The organism is Streptomyces crystallinus, assembly GCF_039521265.1.
GTDB lineage: Bacteria > Actinomycetota > Actinomycetes > Streptomycetales > Streptomycetaceae > Streptomyces > Streptomyces crystallinus.
Genome location: NZ_BAAACA010000006.1, coordinates 615,324 through 637,933, shown reverse-complemented (window position 1 = coordinate 637,933; position 22,610 = coordinate 615,324). Strand labels below are relative to the sequence as shown.

Below are 22,610 nucleotides of genomic sequence, written 5' to 3'. Positions count from 1 at the left end.
CTGGAGGGGGCGCGGCGCTCGCGCGCAGGAGGGACTCGGCGGCTACCTCTTCGCGTAGTCCGAGAAGCCCATCCAGTCGATGACGACGCACGGCTCGTCGCCCAGGACCCAGCCGTCGTGGCCGGGCGCGATGTTCATGTAGTCGCCGGGGCCGAAGTCCTCTTCCTGGCCGTCGTCCATGACGACCTTCATCCGTCCGGAGACGACGTAGCCCGCGTGCGCGGCCATACAGCTGTCGGTCTGCGCGATCGGCTTCACATGCTCCGACCAGCGCCAGCCGGGCTCGAACGTGGCCCGGCCGACCTGTCCCCCGCCGACGTTGACCAGCTCCAGGCGCCCCTTGCCGTCCTCGAACGGACGGACCTCCTCGGGCGCGTCGAAACTCTTCCGTACGAGACCGGCCATGAGTGCTTCTCCTTGGGCGGCGGGGTGGGGGAACCATCGACGGTCCGAACGTAACCAGGGCGGTGCGGTGCCGCGATCGGCGATGGGCCGTACGGGTGACACGGCCGCCCCGACGCACCCGCGCGCCCGGAATTCACTCGCCCAGTGGTCCAGTACGCCCCGCCCCCGGTGACCAACGCCGGAGCCGCCCCCTGCGTGAAATTGGTCTAGTCCTGTTTTGGTCCAGTCCATTGACATGCCTCTGATCACGGGGATATCCCATACCCAACACCGCTGTGCCCCACGGGAATTGGCGGATCCTCCCCACACACCTTGGACGGACATGAGACGCATGCGTACCCTCCGCGCGGTCCTCACCGCGACCGTCACCGCCGTGGCCACGGCGGGCCTCGCCGTGCTCGGCGGTGGCTCCGCCCAGGCCGCGACCCCTCTGCCGGCCCATGTCTTCGCCCCCTACTTCGAGGCCTGGACCGGCGAGAGCCCCGCCGCCCTGGCCGCCCAGTCCGGCGCGAAGCACCTGACCATGGCGTTCATCCAGACGGCGAGCAAGGGCTCCTGTACGCCGTACTGGAACGGCGACAGCGGTATGCCGATCGCCTCCTCCACCTTCGGCAACGACATCAAGACCATCCAGGCGAACGGCGGGGACGTCATCCCGTCCTTCGGCGGCTACACCGCGGACACCACCGGCACCGAGATCGCCGACAGCTGCACCGACGTCAACCAGATCGCCGCCGCGTACGAGAAGGTCATCACGACCTACGACGTCGCCCGGCTCGACATGGACATCGAGGTCGACTCGCTGGACAACAGCGCCGGGATCGACCGCCGCAACAAGGCGATCAAGCAGGTCCAGGACTGGGCGGCGGCCAACGGGCGCAAGATCGAGATCTCGTACACCCTCCCCACCACCACCTCGGGTCTCGCCTCCAGCGGACTCGCCGTGCTGCGCAACGCGGTGAGCAACGGGGCGCGCGTCGACGTCGCCAACATCATGACGTTCGACTACTACGACAACGCCGCCCACAACATGGCCAACGACACCCAGACAGCGGCGCAGGGGCTGTACAACCAGCTCGCCCAGCTCTACCCCGGCAAGACCCCGGCCCAGCTGTGGGGCATGATCGGCGTCACCGAGATGCCGGGCGTCGACGACTTCGGGCCCGCCGAGACGTTCACCCTGGCCAACGCCACCCAGGTGTACAACTGGGCGGTCTCCAAGGGCATCAACACCCTCTCCTTCTGGGCGCTCCAGCGGGACAACGGCAGCTGCCCCGGAGGCGCGGCGGCGGACAACTGCTCCGGCATCCAGCAGAACACCTGGGACTTCAGCCACATCTTCGAACCGTTCACCTCGGGTACCACCGCTCCCACCAACGACTTCTCGGTGACGGCCTCCCCCGCCACCGGCTCGGTGACGGCGGGCGGTTCGGCCACCACCACGGTGAAGACGGCGGTGACATCGGGCCAGGCGCAGTCCGTGAACCTCAGCGTCAGCGGCGCCCCCGCCGGTGTCACGGCCTCGCTCAGCCCCACCTCGGTGACGGCGGGCGGCTCGTCCACGCTGACGGTGTCGACGACCTCGGCAGCAGTCTCGGGCACCTACACCCTGACCGTGAACGGCTCCGGCGCCTCTGCGAGCCACTCGGCCACGTACACCCTGACCATCACCGGTGGAACCGGCCACCAGTGCACGGCTCCCGAGTGGAACGCCTCGACGGTCTACACCGGCGGCAAGCAGGTCTCGCACAAGGGCCACAACTGGAAGGCCAAGTGGTGGACGCAGGGCGAGGAGCCCGGCACCACCGGCGAGTGGGGTGTCTGGCAGGACCTGGGCGCCTGCTGAACCCGAACAGCCCGCGAGCGGACGGTGTCCGGCACGGTGTCCGCGTGCCGGACACCTCCGCGATCGAGGTGACGGGCGGCACACCCCGACGCCCGGCCGGACGGCGTCGGGTGCCCCCGCGATGTCCAAAAACCATCACCTCGCGCCCGGCGGCCAGGCAAGCTTCTCAATGATCGTCCGCCGTGGGCGGTCCCTGTGTGTGCCGCGTGTGCCGAATGGAGCCCGAGCATGGCGAACATCCCCGCTGACCTGCGCTACACCCTGTTCCACCAGTGGGTCCGAGACGAGGGCGACGGCGTGCTCGCGGTGGGCCTCACCGACTACGCCCGACAGGCCCTGGGCGACATCGAGTTCCTCGAACTCCCCGACGCCGGAAAGTCCGTGTCCCACAAGGAGGCGGTGGGCACGGTGGAGTCGGTGAAGGCGGCCAACGACATCTACGCGCCCTTCGCCGGCGAGATCGTGGAGACCAACGCGGACGCGGTCGCCACCCCGCAGTCGGTCAACACCGACCCGTACGGCGTCTGGCTCTTCAAGATCTCCCCCGCCGCGGGCGAGCCCACCGAGGAGCTGCTGACGGCGGAGCAGTACCAGGCGGCCACGGGGGCCTGACCCCGGTCGAAGGGGCGGGCGCAGGGGGGCAGAGGTGGACTGGGGCACGCTTGTCGCGACCTTGAGCGGTGGCTCGATCGCTATTTCCGGGACCGTGCTCGCCGACTATCTCCGCCATCGGCGCGAGGGCGAGCGCGGGGTGGGAGCGCGGCGGCGGGCGGTGTATCTGGAGTTCATCTCCGCTGCCGAGGCGTGCTTCACCCAGCTGCGCCACCTCGCGCAGACTCCCGGCGCCGAGCCCGACTTGGCGGCCGCCACCCGGGCGGCGCTGCGCGGGGGCGGGATCCAGGAGGTGCGGGAGCGGCTGTTCGTCGAGGGAAGTACGCGGGTGGCCGGCGCGGGCCAGGCAATGTACGAGCATCTGCGCGCGTTGCGCCGGGCCGTCGCCACCGGCGCCGGGCACTCGTCGCCCGTCTTCCACGAGGCGTACCACCCCTACATCGCGGCGGTGTGGGCCTACCGGGTCGCGGTACGCGAGGAGTTGGAAGGGCAGTCCCTGACGCCCGCGGCCTTCGGGTGGCGCGGCTGGGACGGCCGGGACCGCTGTCCCGTGTGCACGCGCACGGCGGTCACGGGAACATGAGCGGCGGGCCGTCCGCTCCGGGTCGAGCCGGGGCGGACGCCCGTGCGCTCTGGTGTGTCAGGCCGTCGTACGCTCTGCCGTGTCAGGCCGACGGAGGGCCTTGCTGCTCGCGGTCCGATCCCAGCTGCTGCTTGAGCTTGTCCTGGGCCGTGTCGACCTGGCTGCTGTACTTGCCCTGGGTCCTCTCGTCGACGAAGTCACCGCCGCGGTCGATCCCCTGGCCCGCCTTGTCCTCGTGGCCCTTGAGCATTTGCTTGAGCTTGTCCATAACGGACATGTCTTGTCCTCCTAGAGCGGCCCCCGCACCCCAGGATCACCCCATCCCCCGCCACTCCGCATCCGGACGGGTGAGCGTGGGCACCGTCGGCCCTGGTCAGAGGCGCCGCCGGCGCAGCCCCGAGGCCGCGATAGGGTCGTCCCATGCCCGTCGTCATCGCCCGCGTCCACCCCAAGCCCGGCCACCTCCAGGAGGTCCTGGAGGTCTACGCCGAGGCCGTCCCGCTCGTCCACCAGGAGCCGGGGTGCGAGCTGTTCGCCCTGCACACCGACCAGACGTCGATCTTCGTCGTGGAGCGCTGGACCACCGACGAGGACCTCGCGGTCCACTCCGCCACGCCCACCTTCGCCCGCACCCGGGCGCGGGTGGAGGGACTCCTGGGCGCTCCCGCCGACGTCTGGGTGCTCGACAGCCTCCCGTTCGGCGACCCCCTCAAGGGGATCATCCAGTAGCTCGGCTCATACCTACGGGCACGGCTACGTACGGGTACGGCTGCGCGCGGGTACGGCCCGGCCTACCCTCGCGCCGCCGCGACGAACGCGCGGATCAACTGCTCCGACTTCACCCCGCGTTCGCTCTCCACACCGCTGGAGACGTCCACCCCCCACGCTCCGGTGGCCTCGACGGCCTGCCGGACGTTGTCGGGGTGCAGGCCACCGGCCAGCAGCCAGCGGCCCTCGGGGGCGGTGAAGCGGGGCGAGGCCCAGTTCCACGGTGTGCCCGAGCCCGGGTCGGGTGCGTCGAGCAGCAGCAGATCCTCGTCCAGCTCGCCGCAGCGGACCGGGAGCTCCCCGGCGGCGGTGGCCCGGATCAGGGTGCGGCCCGGCGCGCGCAGCGCCTCGTAGTACGCGGGCCCCTCGTCCCCGTGGAACTGCACCGCCCGGATGCCGCTCTCCTCCGTCAGCCGCCGGACCTCCTCCATCGACTGCCCCCGGAACACGCCGACCGTGAGCACATGGTCCGGCACCCGTCCACTCAGTCGACGGGCGGTCTCGGCGTCCACCGTGCGCGGGCTGGCCGCGAAGACGAAACCCACCGCGTCGGCCCCGGCCTCCACGGCCACGTCGACATCGCGCGCGGTCCGCAGACCGCAGATCTTGACGAAGAGATCACTCATGCCGACAGTCAACCAAATCCGCTAGTCATCGGATCACTGGCCATTGACTGGCCTGCCAGTTGACCTCCGCTTCACCCCTTCAAGGGCGTTGACCGCATTGACATCCGATGTATTCGTCCCTACGTTCCCCGGCGAACCCTCACACCAGGGAGTCGCCCCATGCACACCCCACTCAGTCGCACCGGGCGCGCGGTCGCCGGGCTCGCCGTGTTCCTCGCCGCCGCCCTGGGAGTCTCGACGGCTCCCGCCACCGCGAGAACGGCGGATCCGCCCACCGCCCCGGCCGCGGGCCCCGGCACCGACTACACCACCGACGACCCGTTCACCTCCGCCCGTACCGACTGGTTCCGCCAGGACCGCTTCGGCATGTTCATCCACTTCGGCTCGTACACGAACTGGGAGGGCGAATACCGCCGCCCCGACGGCACCCTCTGCCGCAACGCCGAGTGGATCAAGCGGGAGTGCGGCATCCCGATGGACGCGTACGAGAAGCGGGCCGCCGCCTTCGACCCCGCCGACTTCGACGCGAAGGCCGTCGTCAAGGCGGCCAAGGACGCGGGGATGCGCTACATCGTCATCACCTCCAAGCACCACGAGGGCTATGCGATGTGGCCCACCAAGGTCAACTCCTGGAACCTGCGCGACCATTCGGCCTTCGACAAGAACCGCGACATCCTCGCGGAGCTGAAGCGCGCCACCACCGAGGCCGGCATCAAACTCGGCTTCTACTACTCGATCTGGGACTGGCACGACCCGGACTTCGCGAGCCCCGCGACCTTCCCCGCGTACGTACAGCGCATGTACGCCCAGCTCAAGGAGCTCGTCGACGGCTACCGTCCGGACCTGCTGTGGTTCGACGGCGAGTGGTCGGCCGAGAACCCGCACAACCCGTGGACCGAGCGGGACGGCGAACGGCTGGAGTCCTATCTGCACGGCCTCAGCCCGGATCTCGTCGTCAACAACCGGGTCGGCAAGCGGCGCGTCGTCGACGGCGACTACGGCACCCCCGAGCAGGAGATCCCCGCCGCGCCGGTCGACGGCCAGCTGTGGGAGTCGTGCATGACGCTCAACGACCACTGGGGATACGCCCGTTACGACCAGAACTGGAAGTCCGGTACGACGCTGGTGCGCAATCTGCTCGCCACCACCTCGCGCAGCGGCAACTACCTGCTGAACGTCGGACCCGACGCCCGCGGCCGCATCCCGCAGCCCTCCGTCGACCGGCTGCGGCAGATGGGCGACTGGCTGCGCGCCTCGGGCCAGGGCGAGGCCGTCCATGGCGCCGGGTACGGCGGTCTGGTCGACGAGCCCGCGTGGGGGTCGGTCAGCCGCAAGGGCGACAAGCTGTACGCGGCGGTCACCCAGTGGCCCGCGAGCGGCACACCCCTGCATCTGAGGGCGCGTACAGCCTTCGCCGTGAAGGCGGCCCGGGTGCTGGGGAGCGGCCAGCAGGTACGGGTCGCCAAGGCCGGTGACGGCTTCGACATCACCCCGTCGGGCGCCGCGACCAACGCGGTCGCGACGGTCGTCGAGCTGACCGTGGACCCCGGCCCCACCTCCCCCGCCGGGACCGGCCGCGGGCTCAAGGAGGAGGTCTTCGACAACGACCACCTCGGCGGTGCCCCCAAGGTCACCCGCACCGACCCCACCGTGAACCACGCCTGGCGGTTCAGCGGCTCCCCCGACCAGGCGGTGCCCGCCGACCGGTTCAGCATCCGGTGGACCGGCACCGTCGAGCCGCGCCGCTCGGAGACGTACACCCTCACCACCGTCTCGGACGACATGGCGCGCGTGTGGATCGACGGCAGGCTGGTCATCGACTCCTGGTCGCCGCACGGCCCGCGCGTCGACAAGGGCGAGGCCGCACTCACCGCGGGCAGGCGGCACACCATCAGGATCGAGTACGCCGAGCAGACCGGGGAGGCGCATATGAAGCTGCTGTGGTCCAGCCCGGGCACGGACCAGCAGGTGGTCCCGGCGTCACAGCTCTACGCGGGCTGAGCCGGAAGCCGGTCCCACCTCCCGCGCCCCGGGCGGGTGCGGGAGGTGGGGACGGGGACGGTTGGTCATCGGGGTGCGCGAAGTGCCGTAGAGTGGTGTTCACCGACGCGGGGTGGAGCAGCTCGGTAGCTCGCTGGGCTCATAACCCAGAGGTCGCAGGTTCAAATCCTGTCCCCGCTACTGCGTCAAGAGGCCCGCATCCTTCTGGGATGCGGGCCTCTTGCGTCGGGTGCGCGCCCGCGCGCCGTCAGAGGTTGCGGTCGAGCAGGGCGAGCAGCGCCTCCCAGTGACGGGCGTCGCCGGCCTCGTCGTAGGCGGCGGTGTCGGCCTGGGTGAAGCCGTGGTGGGCGCCCTGGTAGACCTCGGTCCGGTGGCGGACACCGGCCGCCGAGAGCGCCTTGTTCAGACGGTCGATCTGCTCGGCGGGCATCCCCGGGTCCTGGTCGGCGTGGCCGAAGTACAGCTCCGCGGTGATGTGTTCGGCGAGCAGGTGGGGGCTGTCGGGCGCGTCGGTCGCCAGCCGGCCGCCGTGGAAGCCGGCCGCGGCCGCGACCCGGTCGGGGAACGAGCCGGCGGTGCGCAGGGCGAGGGCCGCGCCCATGCAGTAGCCCGTGACGCCCACCGGGCCGTCCGTGACCAGCGGGGAGTCGGCCAGCCAGCGCAGATACGCCTCCGCGTCGCGGGCGACCAGCTCGGGGGTGAGGGCGAATATGTGCGGGCCGAGGACGTCGAAGAGGTCGGGCCGCTGCTGCGGGTCGATGAAGTCGGGCAGTTCCACGATCGGCGCCCGGCCCGCGCGGTAGAACACATTGGGGACCAGCACGGTGTAACCGGCGGCGGCGATGCGGTCGGCCATGCCCTTGAGGTGGGGGCGGAGCCCGAAGGCGTCCATGTAGAGCAGGACCCCGGGGTGCGGCGCGCCGTCGTCGGGGTGGACGAGGTAGGCGTCGGCGGTGCCGTCCTGCGTGGTGAGGTCCACGGAGGTTGCGAGCACTGTGGTCATGAACGTCTCTCTTCTCGTTCGGTGTTACACCTGGGACACCCCGACAGCGTGTCACAACCACCCGGACGTGAAGATCCATTTCTTGCCGTTCCGCACCGGTTGGACGGATCCGACGGTCGGCGTTTTCCGGCCGTTTCCCGTACAGGCGGCCGGATTTGAACCGGGAAGGCCCGTCGGGCCGATGACGGCGGTGGAGCTGCCGCACACCGTCCCGACGGGCCTTCCCGCGGTGTCGTCCGCCGAGGCGTCAGGTCAGCACGACGACCTTGTGCATGCCCTCGGCGACGTGCGGACGTCCGGTCTTGTCGTCCGGTACGAAGCAGAGCAGCGCATATGTGCCCGGGGGCAGGTGGTGGGTCTCCAACAGCGCCGTGCGGCCCGGGGAGATGGCGCCGAGGCCCAGGGAGGGACCGGTGAAGGGCGGCTGGCCGGTGGAGTTGCCGCCGAAGAACTTCTGGATCTGGGCGTCGGTGGTGCCGGGCTTGACCGGTTGCAGCCCCATCTCGTGGATCTCGTCCGAGGCGTTGTGCACAAGGATGTTCTCCTTGGCCCTGTGCAGTCCGTTGACGTCGAAGCGGGGGCCGCCCGAGGTCTCCCGGGTGATCACGATGCTGTCGGGGAAGTCCGCGAGGTCCTTGGACGGGCCGCCGCGCAGGTTCAGGGTGCGGGTGACAGGGTGCGCCGGGTCGGCCAGGAAGGCGGTGAAGTCCAGCAGCACGACCGGGCCCGCGCCGATCGGCGTGGTGAAGGTCTCCGACACCGCCGGGGTGACCTGGGCGCCGCCGAGCACGTCGGCCTCGTCGCGCACCGCGGAGATGCCCTGCGCGGCGGCGGCGGGCTTCCTGCTGACGGCCTTGCCCAGGTCGGCGAGCACCTTGCGTACGGTGACACCGCGGTGCGGCCGGAAGACCTGGAGGAAATGGCCCTTCGGGTCGTCGGTGCTCACATGGAAGGCGACCAGTCCGGCCTCGGCGGTGTCGGGGGCGTGGATGCCCGAGGGCCCGATGTTCACCTCGACGGCCCTGCGGTCGTGGCCGCCGTACTCCTCGCCGCGGGCGGTGGCCCCGGCGGTGGTGGCGCCCGCGAGGGCGGTGGCGAGGGCCAGGGCGGCGGCCGCCGCCCGGGTCCGGTGGCGCAGCGGTGCGGTATGCATGGATCTCCTGTCGTCGCGTGACCCCCTGTCACAGCGCAGCACCTCAGGCGCTGAGTGACCGTCAGCCACGCAGACGGCGGGGCCGATCGGGGTATCCCGAACGGCCCTCGCTCACCACCTCACCACCTCACCGCCGCTCGCCCACCGCCCGGTCCACCAGGGCCGCCGCGCCGCCCGTGTACCGGCCGGGGTCGCAGAGCTCGGCGAGCTCCCCGGCGGTGAAGTGGCCGCGCAGCTCCTCCGACTCGGCCAGTACGTCCGCGAGCGGGCGCCCGGAGTGCTGGGCCGCGTGCGAGGCCCGGGTGAGGGCCTGTTTGGCCTCGGCCTTGCCGAGCCGGGGTGCCAGGACCGCCGCGATCCGCTCGGAGACGATCTGGCCGCCGGTGAGCGCCAGGTTCCCGGCCATCCGCTCCGGCCGCACTTCGAGTCCCTCGGCCAGCTCCACCAGGGTGTGGGTGGCGCCGCCGGTCAGCCGCAGGCACTCGCGCAGCAGCTGCCACTCGGCGTGCCAGGCCCCGGCGGAGCGCTCGTCCTCGGAGAGCATGCACTGGGTGACGCCCGCGGCCAGCACGGGCACCTGCAGGGCCGCGCTGCGCACCAGCGTCGCCAGCACGGGGTTGCGCTTGTGGGGCATGGCGGAGGAGCTGCCGCGTCCGCTGACCGCGGGCTCGGTGACCTCCCCGACCTCGGTGCGGGTCAGCGACTGCACATCCACCGCGATCTTCCCGAGGGCGGCGGCGGTGAACGCCAGGGCGGCGGCGAGGTCCGCGACGGGTGTCCGCAAGGTGTGCCAGGGCAGTTCGGCCGCGGCCAGGCCCGTCTCCCGTGCGAAGGCCTCGGTCAGCCGGGCCGTGTAGTCGCCCGCGTCCACCGGGCCGTCGCCGTCGAGCCGCGCGTACTCCAGATATCCGGCGAGCGTCCCCGCCGCCCCGCCCAGGGAGACGGGCAGTCCGCCCGCCAGGACGCGCTCCAGGCGCAGGTCGGCGTCGAGCAGCAGCCGGCGCCAGCCCGCCGCCTTCAGCCCGAAGGTGGTGGGGACGGCGTGCAGGGCCAGGGTGCGGCCCGCCATGGTGGTGTCGCGGTGGCTCCGGGCGAGGGCGGCCAGCGCCTCGGCGGACCTGGCGAGATCGGCGCGCATCAGCCGCAGCGCCCGCTGGGCCACCAGCATCGCGCCGGTGTCGAAGATGTCCTGGCTGGTGGAGCCGCGGTGGACGTAGTTCGCGGCCTCCGGGTCGGCGGCGGCCACGCGCCGGGTGAGCGCCTGCACCAGGCCGACGACCGGGTTGGCGGTCTCCCGGGCGGCCAGCGCGAGCTCCCGCAGGTCCAGGTGTTCGGCGCGGGCCTCGGCACCGATGACGTCGGCGACCTTCTGCGGCAGGGTGCCGAGCCCGGCCTGCGCCCGGGCGAGCGCGGCCTCGGCGTCGAGCATCGCCTGGAGCCACGCCAGGTCGCCGACGGCCTCCTCCACCGGGGTGCCGGCGCGCACCGGCGAGAGCAGCCCGGAGTCCATCGGGCTGTCGTGACGGCTGGTCATACGAGGGCTCCTTGCAGACGGTCGGCGGCGGCGACCGAGGTCGTGGGGCGGGGTGCGAGGGCCAGTACCGCACGGGCGATGGCGTCGGAGTCGGCCAGTGTCACCGAGTCCACCCCCGGCCTGATCCCGGCCGCGGTCACCCAGTGCACGGCCTCCGTGGGCACACCGTAGGCGAACCGGCGCGGGTGCGCCCGGCCCCTGGCGTCACGGACGTGGTAGGGGCGCTCGGCGACCGAGAGGCCGCCGGTCTCGTACGCGGCGCCGTCCGCGGTGGGCACCCGGTGGTTCACGGCCTGGCCGGTGGCGACCAGGTGCTGGAGCAGCGGGTCGGCGGCGCGCCGCAGATCCGCCTCGGGCAGCCGCGCCTCGATCAGTACGTGGGCGCGCAGCGGCGGCCCGGGAACGGAGTGGGACTGGGCGACGAAGGCGTGGTTGACGGTGTCGATGCGTATCTCGGTGCGCGGGCCGGTGAGTTCGAGGACGCCCGCCTCGATCAGCGCGATCATCTCCTCGATGCGCGAGGTGGGCGGCCCGATGGAGAGGAAGGCGTTCAACGGGGTGTACCAGCCGTCGAGTTCGTCGCGGTGCGAGTCGCCGTGCAGCCCGCTGTGGTCGACCGCGAGCCGGATCTCGTTGCGCAGGTCACGCAGGACGTCGAGGGCGGACTTGAGGGGGCCGCTGACGTTGCCCTGTCTGGCTTCGCGTACGTCCTCGCGCAGATACCGCAGCAGCCAGGCGCGGAACGCGTCCCGGTCGCCGAACTGCCGCTCCCCGTAGGGCCGTGACAGCCGCTCCCAGCTCCAGCGCTCCGCCTCGGGTATGCCGGCGGCGTCGAGCAGCGCGTCGCGGCCCTCGGCGCTCTCGCACGCCAGGAAGCCGTCGACCAGAGCCGTGCGCTCGGCGTCGCGGCCGTGGGCGGTGAGCCAGGTGCCGTAGTAGACGCTCTCGACCTCGCGGGTGATCAACGGCCACAACTCCTCGCGCAGCCCGATCCGTTCGCCTCCGTCGGCCCGCTTGCGCAGGGTCTCGACGTACTCGGGGGTGAGCAGACGCGGGTAGTAGCGCTCCGAGGCGCCCTTCTCGTTCTCCCCGCGCGCGTGGTACGGAACGCCTCGGCGGGACGTGGCGTACATCACCGGCTCCTGGCCCGAGGGCCGGTACACCAGACGGCCGTCGACCCGCTCGAAGGAGCCGCCGCGGCCCTGGGTGAGGAGGGTCATGTGGTCGAAGAAGTTGAGCCCGAGGCCGCGCAGCAGGACCGGCTCGCCCGGCGCCACGACGCTCAGGTCGAGGTCGGCGGGGTTGGCGGGCTGGAGGTAGCGCAGGCCGTGGACCCGGGCGAGGCTGGCGGTCCGCTCCTCGTGGGCGGTGGGGCGCACCGGGACGTGGCCCTGGGCGAGGACGACGGCGTCCAGTCCGCTGAGCCAGGTGCCGTCGGAGAGCCCCACGGCCTGTTCGCCGTCGGCCTCGCCGTGGCTGTCCGCGAGGGCGACGGCACGCGCGCGGTGCACCTCGATGGTGACGTGCGCGGGGGCGCGCCGGACCACCTGCTGGAACATCGCGGACAGATAGCTGCCGTAGAAGGCGCGGGTGGGATAGGTGTTCGGCCCCAGGTCACGGGCCTCGGCGAGGGTCTGCTCGTCGTGACCGGCGCGCTCGCCGGACGCGGCCACCTCCCTGGCCCACTCCTCCAGGGTGGGTCCGGGTTCGACGGGCCCCTCGATGCGCGAGCTCGCGTCGGTGTGCACGGTGATCTGGGACGCCACCGTGTTCATCAGCAGCAGCCGCGACTGGTCGGTGCGCCACACCGCGCCGGCGCCCGGCTCGTGCGGCTCCACCACGTGCACGGTCACCACGGAGTGCGTCGCAAGCGCACGCTCGTTGGCGCACAGCCGCTCCAGCACCGAGAGCCCTCGCGGTCCGGCACCGATCAAGCACAGCGTCCTGGGTACGCCACTCCTCATGACCACACTCTCCTGTCGTCCTGCCCGGTGCCTTCGGGGGTGGTAAGGAGCGACTTCCAGCGGAACCGGGGGGTTCGCCGTCGATTGCCGCTCCTCACAGCGGGACGATAGCCATGGTGAGGTTGTGCGAGCCAAGAGCGCCGGTCAACTGCGGCATGGCGCACGGGTGTTGACGGAGCGGCCCCAGAGACACCGGAGTAAAGGAAAACGCAGGTCACAGCCGTCTTTCCGGCGCACCCGGATGGCGTCGGCATGTCGCGCGGGCGGCCGGGAGCCCGCACGATGGACAAGCGGAAGCAGACAGTCCATGGCGGGGCCGTCCGCGAGGAGCCGTCCGCGCATGGAGGTGCGAGAGCGATGTGGCGACCTGATGGCTGGGACGTACGGGTGCGGATCGGCGTGCTCACCCCCCACGCCGACGTGGGCCCCGAGTCGGAGTTCCGCGCGATGGCGCCGCCCGACGTGGGGGTGCACGCCGCCCGGGTGCCGTTCGGCGCGATGCGCCACGGCGGGGCCATGGACGCCACGATCGCGCTGGCGCCGGTGCGCGCCTTCGCCGAGCCGCCGTACGTCGACGAGGCCGCCGCCCAGCTGGCCACGGCGCCCCTGGCCGCCCTCGCCTACGCCTTCACCAGCTCCGCGTACGTCATCGGAGCGGACGGCGAGGAGGCGATGCTCGCCCGGCTCACGGACCGTGCCCACGGACTGCCGGTGGTCGCCACCTGCGCCTCCACGGTGGAGGCCCTGCGCCTGCTGGGCGCCACCCGGATCGCCCTGGTGGATCCACCGTGGTTCGACACCGAGCTCAACGGCCTCGGCCGGGGCTACTACGAGGCCGCCGGGTTCGACGTGCCCTTCTCCGCGCCCTGCGACCTCCCCAGCGGGCAGGCCCTCATCCGGCCGGGTGAGCTGCACGACTGGGTGGCCGCCCGTGTCCCCGGGGAGGCGGAGGCCGTCGTCGTGGGAGGCAACGGGTTCCGGGCGGTGGGGATGGTGGAGAACCTCGAACGCACGCTCGGCCGACCGGTGTTGACAGCCAATCAGGTGCTGCTATGGGCGGTTCTGCGCGCGGCCGACTGCCGCACCGCCGCGATCACGGGGTACGGGCGGCTGTTCGCCGTGGACACGCCGTCGTTGTAGGGGTGCGTGCGCGGTCCCGGCCACCGCTTCCCGTACGGGAGGGCAGACCGGGCCGCGCCGCGCTCACCGCTCCGGGATCACTCCGCCACGCGCAGGACGATCTTGCCCCGGGTGCGGCCCGAGGCCTGCTGGCGGTGGGCCTGCGCGACCTCGTCCAGCGGCAGCACCGCCGCCACCTCGACCTTGATCGCTCCGGCGTCGATCAGCCCGGCGAGCCGGGTCAGGGCGGCGCCGTCCGGCTCCACCAGGAACGGCTTGGCGCGCACACCGGCCGCGGCGGCCTTCTCGGCCAGCTCGCCCGACACACCGGACGGGACCGCGACGAGCAGGCCACCCGGGCTCAGCACGTCCAGGGAGCGTGTGCTGGTGCTGTCGATCTCGTCCCCCACGAGGTCGACGACCACGTCGACGCCGGAGAGCTCCTTCTCGAAGGGGGCGGCGGTGTAGTCGACCACCTCGTCGGCGCCGAGCTCCCGCAGCCAGGCGTGCTTGCCGGCGCTGGCGGTGGCGATGACGTGGGCGCCGAGGTGCTTGGCGATCTGGACGGCGAAGTGACCCACGCCACCCGCCGCGGCGTGCACGAGCACGCGCTGTCCGGGACGCACGTCGGCGGTGTCGACCAGGATCTGCCAGGCGGTGAGCGCGGCGAGCGGGACGGCCGCGGCGCCGTCGTGGTCCAGGGACGCGGGCTTGCGGGCGAACTGGCGGGCCGGAGCGGTGACGTACTCGCCGTAGCCCCCGGCGGCGCGCGGGAACCACGGCATGCCGTACACCTCGTCGCCGACCTCCAGGGTGTGCACGCCGAAGCCGACCTCCTCGACCACCCCGGAGACGTCCCAGCCGAGGACGAACGGCGGCTCCCCGAGGACGCCGGCCATCCCGTGGCCCTCCCGCGTCTTCACGTCGACCGGGTTGACCCCGGCGGAGACGACCCGCACCAGGACCTCGGTCGGCAGCGGTACGGGGCGGGGCGCCTCGTTGACCCGGAGGACCTCGGGGCCGCCGAAGGCGGACTGGGTGACGGTGCGCATCGTGGGGGCGGGGTGGGACATGGCTGACTCCTCGGGTGCGGGCGACTGCGCCCGCGCGGTGATCGATGCGGCAAAGCTATGGGAGGGGTAGTAGTAACCTGCAAGGGCACCTACTATCTTTTGGATAGTATCGATGGCCCGTGTTGATTCCCCGATTCCCCGTATCGACGACCCGATCGCGCCCCGCCCGGAGGAAAAGCGCCCATGAGCAGGAACTGCGGCACCGGCAGCCATGACAAGCACGACGTCTACGCGGCCCTGTGCCCCTGCCGGAACGTGCTGGAGCTGCTGGCCAACAAGTGGAGTGCGCTGGCGATAGGGGCCATGGAGGACGGCCCCGTACGGTTCGGGGCGCTCCAGCGGGTGCTCCAGGGTGTCAGCCCCAAGGTGCTCACCCAGACCCTGCGCCGCCTGGAGGACGCGGGGCTGGTCTCCCGCACGGTCTACCCGGCCGTGCCCCCGCACGTCGAGTACGCCCTGACCGAGCTGGGCCACAGCGCCGCCGAGCCGCTGGCGCACATGCGCGACTGGGCGGAGCGGAACGTGGATCTGCTGTACGCCGGGCAGTGAGCCCGGCCCGGCGGCGGTGACTCGTGTAGGGATCACTCGCTGCGCGCAACCCTGACAGCACATCGTGCTGTTTCCGGTCGAAGAGGGACGGGAAACACGTCAGCCGGGCCCGGAGCGGGCGCCTCCGGCGCGGGTGGGGTGCCAGAGTCCGAGTGCGGCGCCCGAACCGGGCGCGCGCCGATGGATGAACTACCTGACCCAAGGAGTTTTCTCGTGGGGAAGAGAGTCACCACACTTCTGGCCACCGCCACCCTCGCCACCATGGCCCTCGTCGGGCAGGCGAGCGCGACCGCGGCGCACGACGCCTCGTCGCCCGCCGCCGCGCGGTCCGCGGCGGCTCGGGTGGATGCGACCCAGACGCGGTATGCGCCGTTCACCCTCAACCACAACGAGTCGGTCAGCTCGAACACGGCTCGGCTGATCATGCAGTCCGACGGCAACCTGGTCGTCTACGACGAGTTCAACCGGGCTCGCTGGGCCTCCAACACCGTCGGCCGGGGCTGGACCGCCCGCCTCCAGACGGACGGCAACTTCGTCGTCTACACCCGCTCCAACCGCCCGGTGTGGGCCTCCAACACCGACGGCCGCCCGGGCTCGCGCCTCGTCGTCCAGGACGACGGCAACGTGGTCATCTACGACGGCAGCCGAGCCGTCTGGGCCACGGGCACCGACCACTGACGCACCACCGCGGTCACCACTGACCACCTGGGTTCCGGCAGGCCGGGCACGCGCGGGCCCGGCCTCGCCGACCCGAGCGTGGCACGCGCCCCGCTACTTGGCCAGGTACTGCTCCCGGGCCACCGCGACCTCGTGCAGATGCGTCCGGGACCACTCGCAGGTGGCGTCGAGAGGAGCGAGCAACGACCGTCCGAGCCCGGTGAGTTCGTACTCGACGCGGGGCGGGTTCTCGTCGTACGCGGTACGGGTGAGGAAACCGTCGCGCTCCATCGCGCGCAGGGTCTCGGTCAGCACCTTCGGGGTGATCCAGTGCAGCGGCACCCGCAGTTCGGTGAACCTGCGCGGACCGTCCTCCAGACAGCGCAGGACCACACCGGTCCACTTGTCGCCGACGCGGAAGGGCACCGCGGCACCGGCGCAGTCGGGGCGGTCGAAGAGGTCGGCGGGCAGGGGTGCGGGGGTGGGACGGTCGATCATGGGGCCGACGCTAGCCCAGTATCTTTGCGGTAACCAGGGGTGCCCGTCCTAGCGTTCCCCTCATGACGACGAACGCGCCTTCCGCGCCCTCCGTGAATCCCTCCGACTTCTCCCACTCCACCCACTCCACCCCCTCCTCCAAGCGCATCGCCGTCTTCGGCGCGGGCGGCCGGGTGGGCCGGGCCGTGGTGGCGGAGGCGGTGGCACGCGGCCACGCCGTGACGGCGGTGGTGCGCGACCCGGCGAAGTACGCCGACCTCGGCTCCGACGCCGTGACCGTGGTCCGCGGCGACGCCACCGACGCCGCCTCGGTGCGGAACGTGACGGCAGGTCACGACGCGGCCGTGAACGCCTCCGTACGGCTGGACGTGCCCTCCGAGGAGTACTTCGTCTCCGCCGCCGAAGCCATGACCACCGGTCTCACCGCGGCCGGGGTGGGCCGTCTCGTGGTGCTGGGCATCGCCACCACGCTGGAGACGGCGCCGGGTGTACGGGTCATGGACGCACCCGGGTTTCCCGAGCAGTACCGGGTGTTCTCGCAGGGGCACGTGGCCGAGTTCGCGGCGCTGGGCGCGGTGGGGTCCGAGCTCGACTGGCTGATGGTGGTGCCGCCCCTCGACCTGGACCCGCAGGCGCCGCGCACGGGCCGCTACCGCACGGCGGTCGGCACGGTCCTCGACGGCCCCGGGCACATCTCCCACCCCGACCTGGCGCTCGCCGTGCTGGACGAGATCGACGAGCCGGGGCACAGCCGGGTGCAGCTGGCCGTCGCGGACTGAGTGACCCGCGGCCGCGGTGTGTCTCGCGGTGCGCCCCCTACAGGTCGTCCGGGTCATCCGCCCACTCCACCGCGTAGTACTTCAGCCACGCGTCCTGCGCGACGAGGCTCATGCCCGCTGCGGTCATCACCCGCTGGGAGGCGATGTTGTCGTGGGCGGTGTCGCCCTTGACCCGGGTGACGCCCTGGTCGCGGGCGAACAGCAGCAGGGCGCGCAGGGCTTCGGTGGCGTAGCCGTGGCCCTGGGCCGAGGGCACCAGGCCGTAGCCGATGGTGACGGTGCCGTCGAGGTCGGGGGCGCCGTGGAAGCCGAGGCCGCCGATGGCGCGGCCGTCCTCGCGGCGACGGATCTCGTACGCACCGAACGGCTGTGGGTCACCGCCCGTCCCCTCGCAGGTCTCCAGATAGCGCCGGGCCCCGGCGGTGTCGGCCTCGGTGGGGTATCCGGGGGCCCAGCCGGCGTTGCCGCCCGGCTCCTCCGCGACCAGCGCCAGCGCGTCCTCGACGCTCATCGGGTGCAGGACGAGCCGTGGGGTGACGAGACATTCCATACCCGGTGGGATATCACCGGGTATGGCGCGTCGCAATCGGATTGTCCCAGGAAGTCGCGGGCGGCCCTGGCAACCTCGTTGCCCGCTAGAGGAGTTCGCCGTGCGACGCCGGTACGCGTGTGATGAACGCCAGTCCGTCGATCGCCTCCCTGGCGAGGGCGACCGCCTCCTCGGCGGTGGCGGCGTGGGCCCGCGCCCAGGCCAGCCGGGAGAAGCTGTTCTGCAGGCCGTTCAGTTCGGTGCCCGGTGTGCCCAGCACGTTCAGCGTCACCGCGCCGGGACGCTCGGCCTCCGTGCCCGACACCTCGACGAGGGTTCCCCGTTCGGGTGCGCCCGCGAACCAGATGGCCTCGCTGCGGCCGTTCCGGTCCGGGTCGTCGAGCGTGGCGCGGATGCCGGGCAGCACCTTCTCGCCGAGGATCTGCTGGAGCTGGGACTCGATCAGGTCCACACCCGTCGCGTCCGTCACCATGTTCCACAGTTCGTCGCCGCCGGTGCGCAGATGCGTCTCGATGACCCGCGGCCCGCGCTCGGTGAGGATGACCTCGGTGTGGGTGGGGCCGAACTCGACGCCGAGCGCGTCGAGCGTGGCGACGACGTGCCGGGTGACGGCCTCGGTCTGCGCGGGCTCCAGCGGCGCGGGCATCACATGGCCGAGCTCCACCAGACTGACCGGGTCCGAGTACTTGCGCGTGATGGCGACGACCACGTGCTCGCCCCGCTCCGAGAACGCCTCCACGCTGTACTGGGCGCCCGCGAGGAACTCCTCGACGGTGGCGCGCGCGTCGGAGCCCGTACCGCTGGCGCGTGCGAGCGCCGACTCCGCCTCCGCGGCCCCGGCGACGATGGAGACACCCTTGCTGGCCGCGCCGGTGAGGGGTTTGACCACACAGGGGTAGCCGTGCGCCTCGGCGAAGGAGCGCAGCTCGTCGGGGGTCTCGACGACGGCGGAGGCCGTGGCCTCGACACCGGTCTCGGCGAGCCGCTGCCGCATCGCGTACTTGTTCATGACGAGTTCGACGATCTCGGGGGTGTGCGTGTCGAGGCCGAGCACCTGGGCGACCAGGGCGGCCTGCGGCCGGCAGTCGTCGTAGAAGGAACCGATCCTGGTCACCCGTTCGACGGCGTCGATGGCCCTGGCCATCGCGATCCACTCCTCGTCGGAGGCGTCGGGGCTCAGGACGACGATCCGCTGGTGCTCCTCGGTGTCGTCCATCTTCGCGAGGTGTTCGGGCCAGCAGACGACGGACGTGGTGACCTTCTGACCGGTCGCCTCGCCGAACGCGCGCATGCGGGCCGGTATGTCGTATCCGACGCCGAACACCAACACGTGCTCCGTCACGGCAACCCCTCTCCTCGGTGATCTTTTCCGTAGCAATATCAACTGTCAAGGTATGTACGCCACTTCCCGTTGGGGGAGGTGCGCGCAAGGGGGAATCGCGCCAAGCCGGGGCCGAGAAGGCGTTGTTGCCCTCCTCGGTGATCACATATGGTCTCGTGGCGCCCGTGGCGCGGTACACCGCCACGGCGGACGCGCCCCTTCCGCACCCGACGGCCGGATCCGGCGGACCGCGGCGCCCGACTCCCCCGCCGCCGCCGACGCCCGAACCCGTCCTCCGACGTCCGGGTCCGTCCGCCCCGGACGGCCCGCGCCCCGCCCCGCGCGGCCCCCGCCGACTCCCCCGCTACCGCGGCCGCGTGTGCGCGCCGCAAGGAGAAACGTGATCAAGAGCCTGATCCCCCCGCCCGGACCGCCTCGGGTGCTGGCCCTCGCCCAGCTGGTGTGCCGTACCGGCGACGGCGCGTACTACATCTGCGCGGCGCTGTTCTTCACCAGAGTGGTGGGGCTCTCGCCGGTGCAGATGGGGCTCGGGCTCACCGTCGCCTGGTCGGTGGCGCTGGTGCTGAGCGTACCGCTGGGGCATCTCGCCGACCGCAGGGGTCCGCGCGGCACGGCGGCCGTCCTCTTCGTCGGCGCGGGACTCGCCGTCGCCTCCTATCTGTTCATCTCCTCCTTCGCCCTGTTCGCCGTCGGCGCCTGTGTGTACGCGGTGTGCCAGCGCGGCGGTTCGGCGGCCCAGCAGGCGCTGCTCGCCGGGCTGATACCCAAGGAGCGGGTGACGGAGGTCCGCGCCCATGTGCAGTCCAGCTACAACGCGGGGCTCGCGGTGGGCGCCGGGCTCGGCGGCCTCGCGCTGCTCTTCGACCGGCGCGGCGCCTACTACGCGGTGTTCGCGCTCAACGCCCTGGCCTTCTTCGCCGCGTCGTTCGTGCTCAGCCGGCTTCCGACGGTGGCTCCCTCGGCACCGGCCACGCCCGAGGAGGCGGGCACGTCGGTCTTCAAGGACCGGCCGTACATCGTGCTGAGCGTGCTCAACACGCTTCTGCTGCTGCACATCCCGCTGGTGGACATCGCCCTGCCGCTGTGGATCAGCGAGCACACCGCCGCGCCCACCTGGCTGCTTTCGGTGATGTTCATGCTGAACACGGTGGCGGTGGTGCTCTTCCAGGTCAGGGTCTCCCGGGGGGTGACAGGGCTGGAGAGCGCGTCCCGTCATGTGTTCCTGGGCAGCGTGCTACTGGCCGTGGGCTGTGTCGTGTTCGCCTTCTCGGGGTCGGGTGACTCCGCCTGGGTGGCGGGGGTGCTGCTGCTGGTCGCGGTGGCCGTGCAGGCGGTGGGCGAGATGATGCAGGCGGCCGGGGCCTGGGAGCTCAGCTTCGGTCTGGCGCCCGAGGGCAAGCACGGCCAGTACCAGGCGTTCTTCGGCAACGGCACCACGGTCGCCGAGATGGTCGGGCCGCTCGCCCTGACCGGCCTGATCGTCTACTGGGGGGCGCCGGGCTGGATCCTGCTCGGCGGTCTGTTCGTGGGGGCGGCGGCGGCGCTGCGGCCGGTGGTGCGGTGGGGTGCGCGCGTACGGGAGGCGGAGGCCGCCGGCACCCCCGCGTCGACGGCGGCCCTCGACAACCTGGAAGCACAGCAGCCGAGTTGAGCCACGGCGGCCTGAAACCAACTGCCGCGCCAGCCTGGGGATTTGGGCCACTGCTGGGGCAATTCGCCCTGATGGGAAGGGGTTTGGGGAGACGGCGGAGGGGGGGTGATCTACGCCACATTACGATCACGTTGCGTCGAGGATTCGTGTCCGTAACACACCTTCGTGTCCAAGATCGTCAGCCACCCTGCGTCAAGTGGGCGGTCGGCGGGGCGCGTTACCGGTCAGTCGACCTTTTGTTGAACCTAGTGTTCCCCAAGGGTGCGTGAGAGCCTTCGTGCCGGTCACGGATTTGTGTCCGCACTCACCGAGCGCACGGACGTCCGTGGAATTCATCCATCTTTCGAAAATTGGTAACCCCAGTTCTGGAGAGCGCATGAACGACGAGCGGCGTTATCGCGTCGTGGTCAATGACGAGGACCAGTACTCGATGTGGCCCGCCGATCTGGAAATCCCCGCGGGGTGGCGCACCGAAGGGTTCGAGGGGACCCGACAGGAGTGCGCGGCGCGGGTCGACGAGGTGTGGACCGATATGCGCCCCGCCGGGCTCCGCCGCCGTATGGACGCCGCCGTCGGCTGACGGGATACCGGGCCGCCGGGGGCGGCCGCGACCGTCCGCGTGATCCATCAGCGAGGAGAGTGCACGTTGAGTACCGAAGCCAGCCGTGAACCGCGTCCGACCGCGACGGACGGGACCGGCCCGGGTGCCGTACGGCATCTGATTTCCACGAACGACCTGACCGACGCCGAGCTGAGGGCCCTCGTCGAGCGAGGCGCGGAGTTCTCCAACGGGTCGGTCCGCTCAGGGGAGCAGCTGACCGGCCTGGTCGCCGGGATCCACTTCCTCAAGACCTCCACCCGGACCCGTACGTCGTTCTCCGCCGCCGCCCTGCGGCTCGGCGCGAAGATCGTCTCGTTCGGTCCGGACGACCTCCAGACCAACACGGGCGAGACGCTGGAGGACACCGCCGAGGTCCTGTCGCGGATGCTCGACATCCTGGTGGTGCGCTCCGCCGGGGACCCCGCCGACCTGCGCGCCTTCGCCGCGCAGCCGCGGATGAGCGTGGTCAACGCGATGACCGCCGACGAGCACCCCACCCAGGCGATCGCCGATCTCACCACGATCCTGTGCCGGTTCGGCCGGATCGAGGATCTGCGGATCTGCTATGTCGGCGAGGGCAACAACACGGCGGCCGCGCTGGCGCTGACGCTCAGCCGCTTCAAGGGCGTCCACCTGGAGCTGCGCACACCGCCCGGCTACGGTCTGGGCCCCGCCACCCTGGAGCGCGCGGCCGCCAACGCCGCCGCCAGCGGGGCGAGCGTGGTCGAGCTGCACTCGATGGACACCCGCCCGCAGGGCTTCGACGTCATCTACACCACGCGCTGGCAGACCACCGGCACCAGCAAGCCGGACCCCGACTGGCGCCGGATCTTCGCGCCCTTCCAGGTCACCACCGCCCTGTGGGACGGCAGCCCGGACGCCGTGTTCCTGCACGACCTGCCGGCCCACCGCGGCGAGGACGTCACGGCCGAGGTCCTCGACGGGCCGCACAGCCTCGCCTTCGACCAGGCGGAGAACAAGATGTACGCGGCGATGGCCGTACTGGAGTGGTGCGCCGGGCGGCGCTGACCGTTCCGCGCATTCCCACAGCCTCTCCACAGTTTTCCGGAGCTCGGTTCCAGGGACACCGCCGGGAGTTGTCGCTCTCGGCGGCATTCCCTCCCTTCGGCATGCCCGCGCACTGTTCCGAGCGCCATTTTCTTCTCAATTCCTTTACCTCGATGGGGCCCTGATGAGGTGTGGGCGCCCAGCGAGATGAACACGGGGGAAGTCTCACGTGACGTCAGCGTTGGACACCGGGCTGGAAGAAGTCCCGGCGGAATGGAACAACACGGC

Annotated in this window: 23 protein-coding genes and 1 tRNA gene; 13 read left to right on the top strand and 11 right to left on the bottom strand. The window is 71.6% G+C overall.

The window, feature by feature from the left end:
* Nucleotides 1–42: 42 nt before the first annotated feature.
* Nucleotides 43–405 (bottom strand): cupin domain-containing protein, encoded by a 363-nt coding sequence (locus tag ABD236_RS06740; RefSeq protein ID WP_344071175.1) that lies wholly within the window; start codon nucleotides 403–405, stop codon nucleotides 43–45.
* 322 nt (nucleotides 406–727) lie between these two features.
* On the opposite strand from ABD236_RS06740, the gene ABD236_RS06735 reads away from it, so the two are divergent.
* From ABD236_RS06735 to ABD236_RS06725, 3 genes are all read left to right on the top strand, one after another.
* Nucleotides 728–2,251 carry a chitinase gene (locus ABD236_RS06735; protein ID WP_344071173.1) on the top strand — a complete coding sequence of 508 codons (1,524 nt, stop codon included), beginning with the start codon at nucleotides 728–730 and terminating at the stop codon, nucleotides 2,249–2,251.
* Nucleotides 2,252–2,479: 228 nt separating this feature from the next.
* A complete protein-coding gene (gene gcvH, locus ABD236_RS06730; RefSeq protein WP_344071170.1) occupies nucleotides 2,480–2,863 on the top strand; it encodes a glycine cleavage system protein GcvH in 384 nt (127 codons plus the stop codon).
* A 34-nt stretch (nucleotides 2,864–2,897) separates the two neighbouring features.
* Complete coding sequence (locus ABD236_RS06725; RefSeq protein WP_344071167.1) at nucleotides 2,898–3,446, top strand: CchlQ; 549 nt, start codon at nucleotides 2,898–2,900, stop codon at nucleotides 3,444–3,446.
* An 82-nt stretch (nucleotides 3,447–3,528) separates the two neighbouring features.
* On the opposite strand, the gene ABD236_RS06720 is transcribed toward ABD236_RS06725, so the two are convergent.
* Nucleotides 3,529–3,723: an antitoxin gene (locus ABD236_RS06720; RefSeq protein ID WP_344071165.1), complete on the bottom strand. Its 195-nt coding sequence runs from the start codon at nucleotides 3,721–3,723 to the stop codon at nucleotides 3,529–3,531.
* 143 nt (nucleotides 3,724–3,866) lie between these two features.
* Between ABD236_RS06720 and ABD236_RS06715 the strand changes: the two genes are divergently transcribed.
* Nucleotides 3,867–4,175 (top strand): putative quinol monooxygenase, encoded by a 309-nt coding sequence (locus ABD236_RS06715; protein WP_344071163.1) that lies wholly within the window; start codon nucleotides 3,867–3,869, stop codon nucleotides 4,173–4,175.
* A 62-nt stretch (nucleotides 4,176–4,237) separates the two neighbouring features.
* Here the strand turns inward: ABD236_RS06715 and ABD236_RS06710 are convergent, their stop codons facing one another.
* Complete coding sequence (locus tag ABD236_RS06710) at nucleotides 4,238–4,840, bottom strand: phosphoribosylanthranilate isomerase (RefSeq protein WP_344071161.1); 603 nt, start codon at nucleotides 4,838–4,840, stop codon at nucleotides 4,238–4,240.
* A 159-nt stretch (nucleotides 4,841–4,999) separates the two neighbouring features.
* Here ABD236_RS06710 and ABD236_RS06705 point away from each other — a divergent pair, with 159 nt between their 5' ends.
* Nucleotides 5,000–6,841, top strand: a complete 1,842-nt coding sequence (locus ABD236_RS06705) for an alpha-L-fucosidase (protein WP_344071159.1) — start codon at nucleotides 5,000–5,002, stop codon at nucleotides 6,839–6,841.
* Between the two features lie 106 nt (nucleotides 6,842–6,947).
* Nucleotides 6,948–7,021: transfer RNA gene (locus ABD236_RS06700), tRNA-Met, on the top strand.
* Between the two features lie 67 nt (nucleotides 7,022–7,088).
* Here ABD236_RS06700 and ABD236_RS06695 read toward each other — a convergent pair.
* The 4 genes from ABD236_RS06695 to ABD236_RS06680 form a co-directional block, all read right to left on the bottom strand.
* Entirely contained in the window at nucleotides 7,089–7,844 is a 756-nt protein-coding gene (locus ABD236_RS06695; RefSeq protein WP_344071157.1) for a dienelactone hydrolase family protein, read from the bottom strand.
* A gap of 247 nt (nucleotides 7,845–8,091) precedes the next feature.
* On the bottom strand, nucleotides 8,092–8,997 hold the full coding sequence (locus ABD236_RS06690) for a hypothetical protein (protein ID WP_344071155.1): 906 nt from the start codon (nucleotides 8,995–8,997) through the stop codon (nucleotides 8,092–8,094).
* 127 nt (nucleotides 8,998–9,124) lie between these two features.
* A complete protein-coding gene (locus tag ABD236_RS06685) occupies nucleotides 9,125–10,531 on the bottom strand; it encodes a nitrosuccinate lyase (protein ID WP_344071153.1) in 1,407 nt (468 codons plus the stop codon).
* The gene (locus ABD236_RS06680) at nucleotides 10,528–12,495 is read right to left on the bottom strand and encodes an FAD/NAD(P)-binding protein (RefSeq protein ID WP_344071151.1); all 1,968 of its coding nucleotides are present in this window, start codon (nucleotides 12,493–12,495) and stop codon (nucleotides 10,528–10,530) included. Before ABD236_RS06680 ends, ABD236_RS06685 begins: the two co-directional genes overlap by 4 nt.
* A gap of 357 nt (nucleotides 12,496–12,852) precedes the next feature.
* Between ABD236_RS06680 and ABD236_RS06675 the strand changes: the two genes are divergently transcribed.
* A complete protein-coding gene (locus ABD236_RS06675; RefSeq protein WP_344071149.1) occupies nucleotides 12,853–13,635 on the top strand; it encodes a maleate cis-trans isomerase family protein in 783 nt (260 codons plus the stop codon).
* Nucleotides 13,636–13,712: 77 nt separating this feature from the next.
* On the opposite strand, the gene ABD236_RS06670 is transcribed toward ABD236_RS06675, so the two are convergent.
* The gene (locus tag ABD236_RS06670; protein ID WP_344071147.1) at nucleotides 13,713–14,687 is read right to left on the bottom strand and encodes an NADP-dependent oxidoreductase; all 975 of its coding nucleotides are present in this window, start codon (nucleotides 14,685–14,687) and stop codon (nucleotides 13,713–13,715) included.
* Between the two features lie 183 nt (nucleotides 14,688–14,870).
* On the opposite strand from ABD236_RS06670, the gene ABD236_RS06665 reads away from it, so the two are divergent.
* A complete protein-coding gene (locus ABD236_RS06665; protein WP_344071145.1) occupies nucleotides 14,871–15,236 on the top strand; it encodes a winged helix-turn-helix transcriptional regulator in 366 nt (121 codons plus the stop codon).
* A 213-nt stretch (nucleotides 15,237–15,449) separates the two neighbouring features.
* Complete coding sequence (locus ABD236_RS06660) at nucleotides 15,450–15,914, top strand: hypothetical protein (protein ID WP_344071143.1); 465 nt, start codon at nucleotides 15,450–15,452, stop codon at nucleotides 15,912–15,914.
* Nucleotides 15,915–16,007: 93 nt separating this feature from the next.
* On the opposite strand, the gene ABD236_RS06655 is transcribed toward ABD236_RS06660, so the two are convergent.
* Complete coding sequence (locus ABD236_RS06655; RefSeq protein ID WP_344071141.1) at nucleotides 16,008–16,391, bottom strand: winged helix-turn-helix transcriptional regulator; 384 nt, start codon at nucleotides 16,389–16,391, stop codon at nucleotides 16,008–16,010.
* Between the two features lie 62 nt (nucleotides 16,392–16,453).
* Here ABD236_RS06655 and ABD236_RS06650 point away from each other — a divergent pair, with 62 nt between their 5' ends.
* The gene (locus ABD236_RS06650; protein WP_344071139.1) at nucleotides 16,454–17,170 is read left to right on the top strand and encodes an NAD(P)-dependent oxidoreductase; all 717 of its coding nucleotides are present in this window, start codon (nucleotides 16,454–16,456) and stop codon (nucleotides 17,168–17,170) included.
* 37 nt (nucleotides 17,171–17,207) lie between these two features.
* Here ABD236_RS06650 and ABD236_RS06645 read toward each other — a convergent pair whose 3' ends face one another.
* Both ABD236_RS06645 and ABD236_RS06640 read right to left on the bottom strand, forming a co-directional pair.
* Nucleotides 17,208–17,720 (bottom strand): GNAT family N-acetyltransferase, encoded by a 513-nt coding sequence (locus ABD236_RS06645; protein ID WP_344071137.1) that lies wholly within the window; start codon nucleotides 17,718–17,720, stop codon nucleotides 17,208–17,210.
* Between the two features lie 85 nt (nucleotides 17,721–17,805).
* Nucleotides 17,806–19,062 carry an ATP-grasp domain-containing protein gene (locus tag ABD236_RS06640; protein WP_344071135.1) on the bottom strand — a complete coding sequence of 419 codons (1,257 nt, stop codon included), beginning with the start codon at nucleotides 19,060–19,062 and terminating at the stop codon, nucleotides 17,806–17,808.
* A 379-nt stretch (nucleotides 19,063–19,441) separates the two neighbouring features.
* Between ABD236_RS06640 and ABD236_RS06635 the strand changes: the two genes are divergently transcribed.
* From ABD236_RS06635 to ABD236_RS06625, 3 genes are all read left to right on the top strand, one after another.
* Nucleotides 19,442–20,713 (top strand): MFS transporter, encoded by a 1,272-nt coding sequence (locus ABD236_RS06635; protein ID WP_344071133.1) that lies wholly within the window; start codon nucleotides 19,442–19,444, stop codon nucleotides 20,711–20,713.
* A gap of 376 nt (nucleotides 20,714–21,089) precedes the next feature.
* Nucleotides 21,090–21,293 carry an MbtH family protein gene (locus ABD236_RS06630; protein WP_344071131.1) on the top strand — a complete coding sequence of 68 codons (204 nt, stop codon included), beginning with the start codon at nucleotides 21,090–21,092 and terminating at the stop codon, nucleotides 21,291–21,293.
* Between the two features lie 138 nt (nucleotides 21,294–21,431).
* The gene (locus tag ABD236_RS06625; protein ID WP_344071252.1) at nucleotides 21,432–22,343 is read left to right on the top strand and encodes an ornithine carbamoyltransferase; all 912 of its coding nucleotides are present in this window, start codon (nucleotides 21,432–21,434) and stop codon (nucleotides 22,341–22,343) included.
* Nucleotides 22,344–22,610: the final 267 nt, after the last annotated feature.

What these genes read in the sequence shown, in the direction of transcription:
- gcvH (WP_344071170.1), top strand. Translation starts at nt 2,480, where the DNA reads ATGGCGAACATCCCCGCTGACCTGCGCTACACCCTGTTCCACCAGTGG.
- ABD236_RS06680 (WP_344071151.1), bottom strand. Translation starts at nt 12,495, where the DNA reads ATGAGGAGTGGCGTACCCAGGACGCTGTGCTTGATCGGTGCCGGACCG.
- ABD236_RS06685 (WP_344071153.1), bottom strand. Translation starts at nt 10,531, where the DNA reads ATGACCAGCCGTCACGACAGCCCGATGGACTCCGGGCTGCTCTCGCCG.
- ABD236_RS06715 (WP_344071163.1), top strand. Translation starts at nt 3,867, where the DNA reads ATGCCCGTCGTCATCGCCCGCGTCCACCCCAAGCCCGGCCACCTCCAG.
- ABD236_RS06650 (WP_344071139.1), top strand. Translation starts at nt 16,454, where the DNA reads ATGACGACGAACGCGCCTTCCGCGCCCTCCGTGAATCCCTCCGACTTC.
- ABD236_RS06665 (WP_344071145.1), top strand. Translation starts at nt 14,871, where the DNA reads ATGAGCAGGAACTGCGGCACCGGCAGCCATGACAAGCACGACGTCTAC.
- ABD236_RS06690 (WP_344071155.1), bottom strand. Translation starts at nt 8,997, where the DNA reads ATGCATACCGCACCGCTGCGCCACCGGACCCGGGCGGCGGCCGCCGCC.
- ABD236_RS06630 (WP_344071131.1), top strand. Translation starts at nt 21,090, where the DNA reads ATGAACGACGAGCGGCGTTATCGCGTCGTGGTCAATGACGAGGACCAG.
- ABD236_RS06655 (WP_344071141.1), bottom strand. Translation starts at nt 16,391, where the DNA reads ATGATCGACCGTCCCACCCCCGCACCCCTGCCCGCCGACCTCTTCGAC.
- ABD236_RS06735 (WP_344071173.1), top strand. Translation starts at nt 728, where the DNA reads ATGAGACGCATGCGTACCCTCCGCGCGGTCCTCACCGCGACCGTCACC.
- ABD236_RS06695 (WP_344071157.1), bottom strand. Translation starts at nt 7,844, where the DNA reads ATGACCACAGTGCTCGCAACCTCCGTGGACCTCACCACGCAGGACGGC.
- ABD236_RS06670 (WP_344071147.1), bottom strand. Translation starts at nt 14,687, where the DNA reads ATGTCCCACCCCGCCCCCACGATGCGCACCGTCACCCAGTCCGCCTTC.
- ABD236_RS06720 (WP_344071165.1), bottom strand. Translation starts at nt 3,723, where the DNA reads ATGTCCGTTATGGACAAGCTCAAGCAAATGCTCAAGGGCCACGAGGAC.
- ABD236_RS06645 (WP_344071137.1), bottom strand. Translation starts at nt 17,720, where the DNA reads ATGGAATGTCTCGTCACCCCACGGCTCGTCCTGCACCCGATGAGCGTC.
- ABD236_RS06710 (WP_344071161.1), bottom strand. Translation starts at nt 4,840, where the DNA reads ATGAGTGATCTCTTCGTCAAGATCTGCGGTCTGCGGACCGCGCGCGAT.
- ABD236_RS06740 (WP_344071175.1), bottom strand. Translation starts at nt 405, where the DNA reads ATGGCCGGTCTCGTACGGAAGAGTTTCGACGCGCCCGAGGAGGTCCGT.
- ABD236_RS06675 (WP_344071149.1), top strand. Translation starts at nt 12,853, where the DNA reads ATGTGGCGACCTGATGGCTGGGACGTACGGGTGCGGATCGGCGTGCTC.
- ABD236_RS06705 (WP_344071159.1), top strand. Translation starts at nt 5,000, where the DNA reads ATGCACACCCCACTCAGTCGCACCGGGCGCGCGGTCGCCGGGCTCGCC.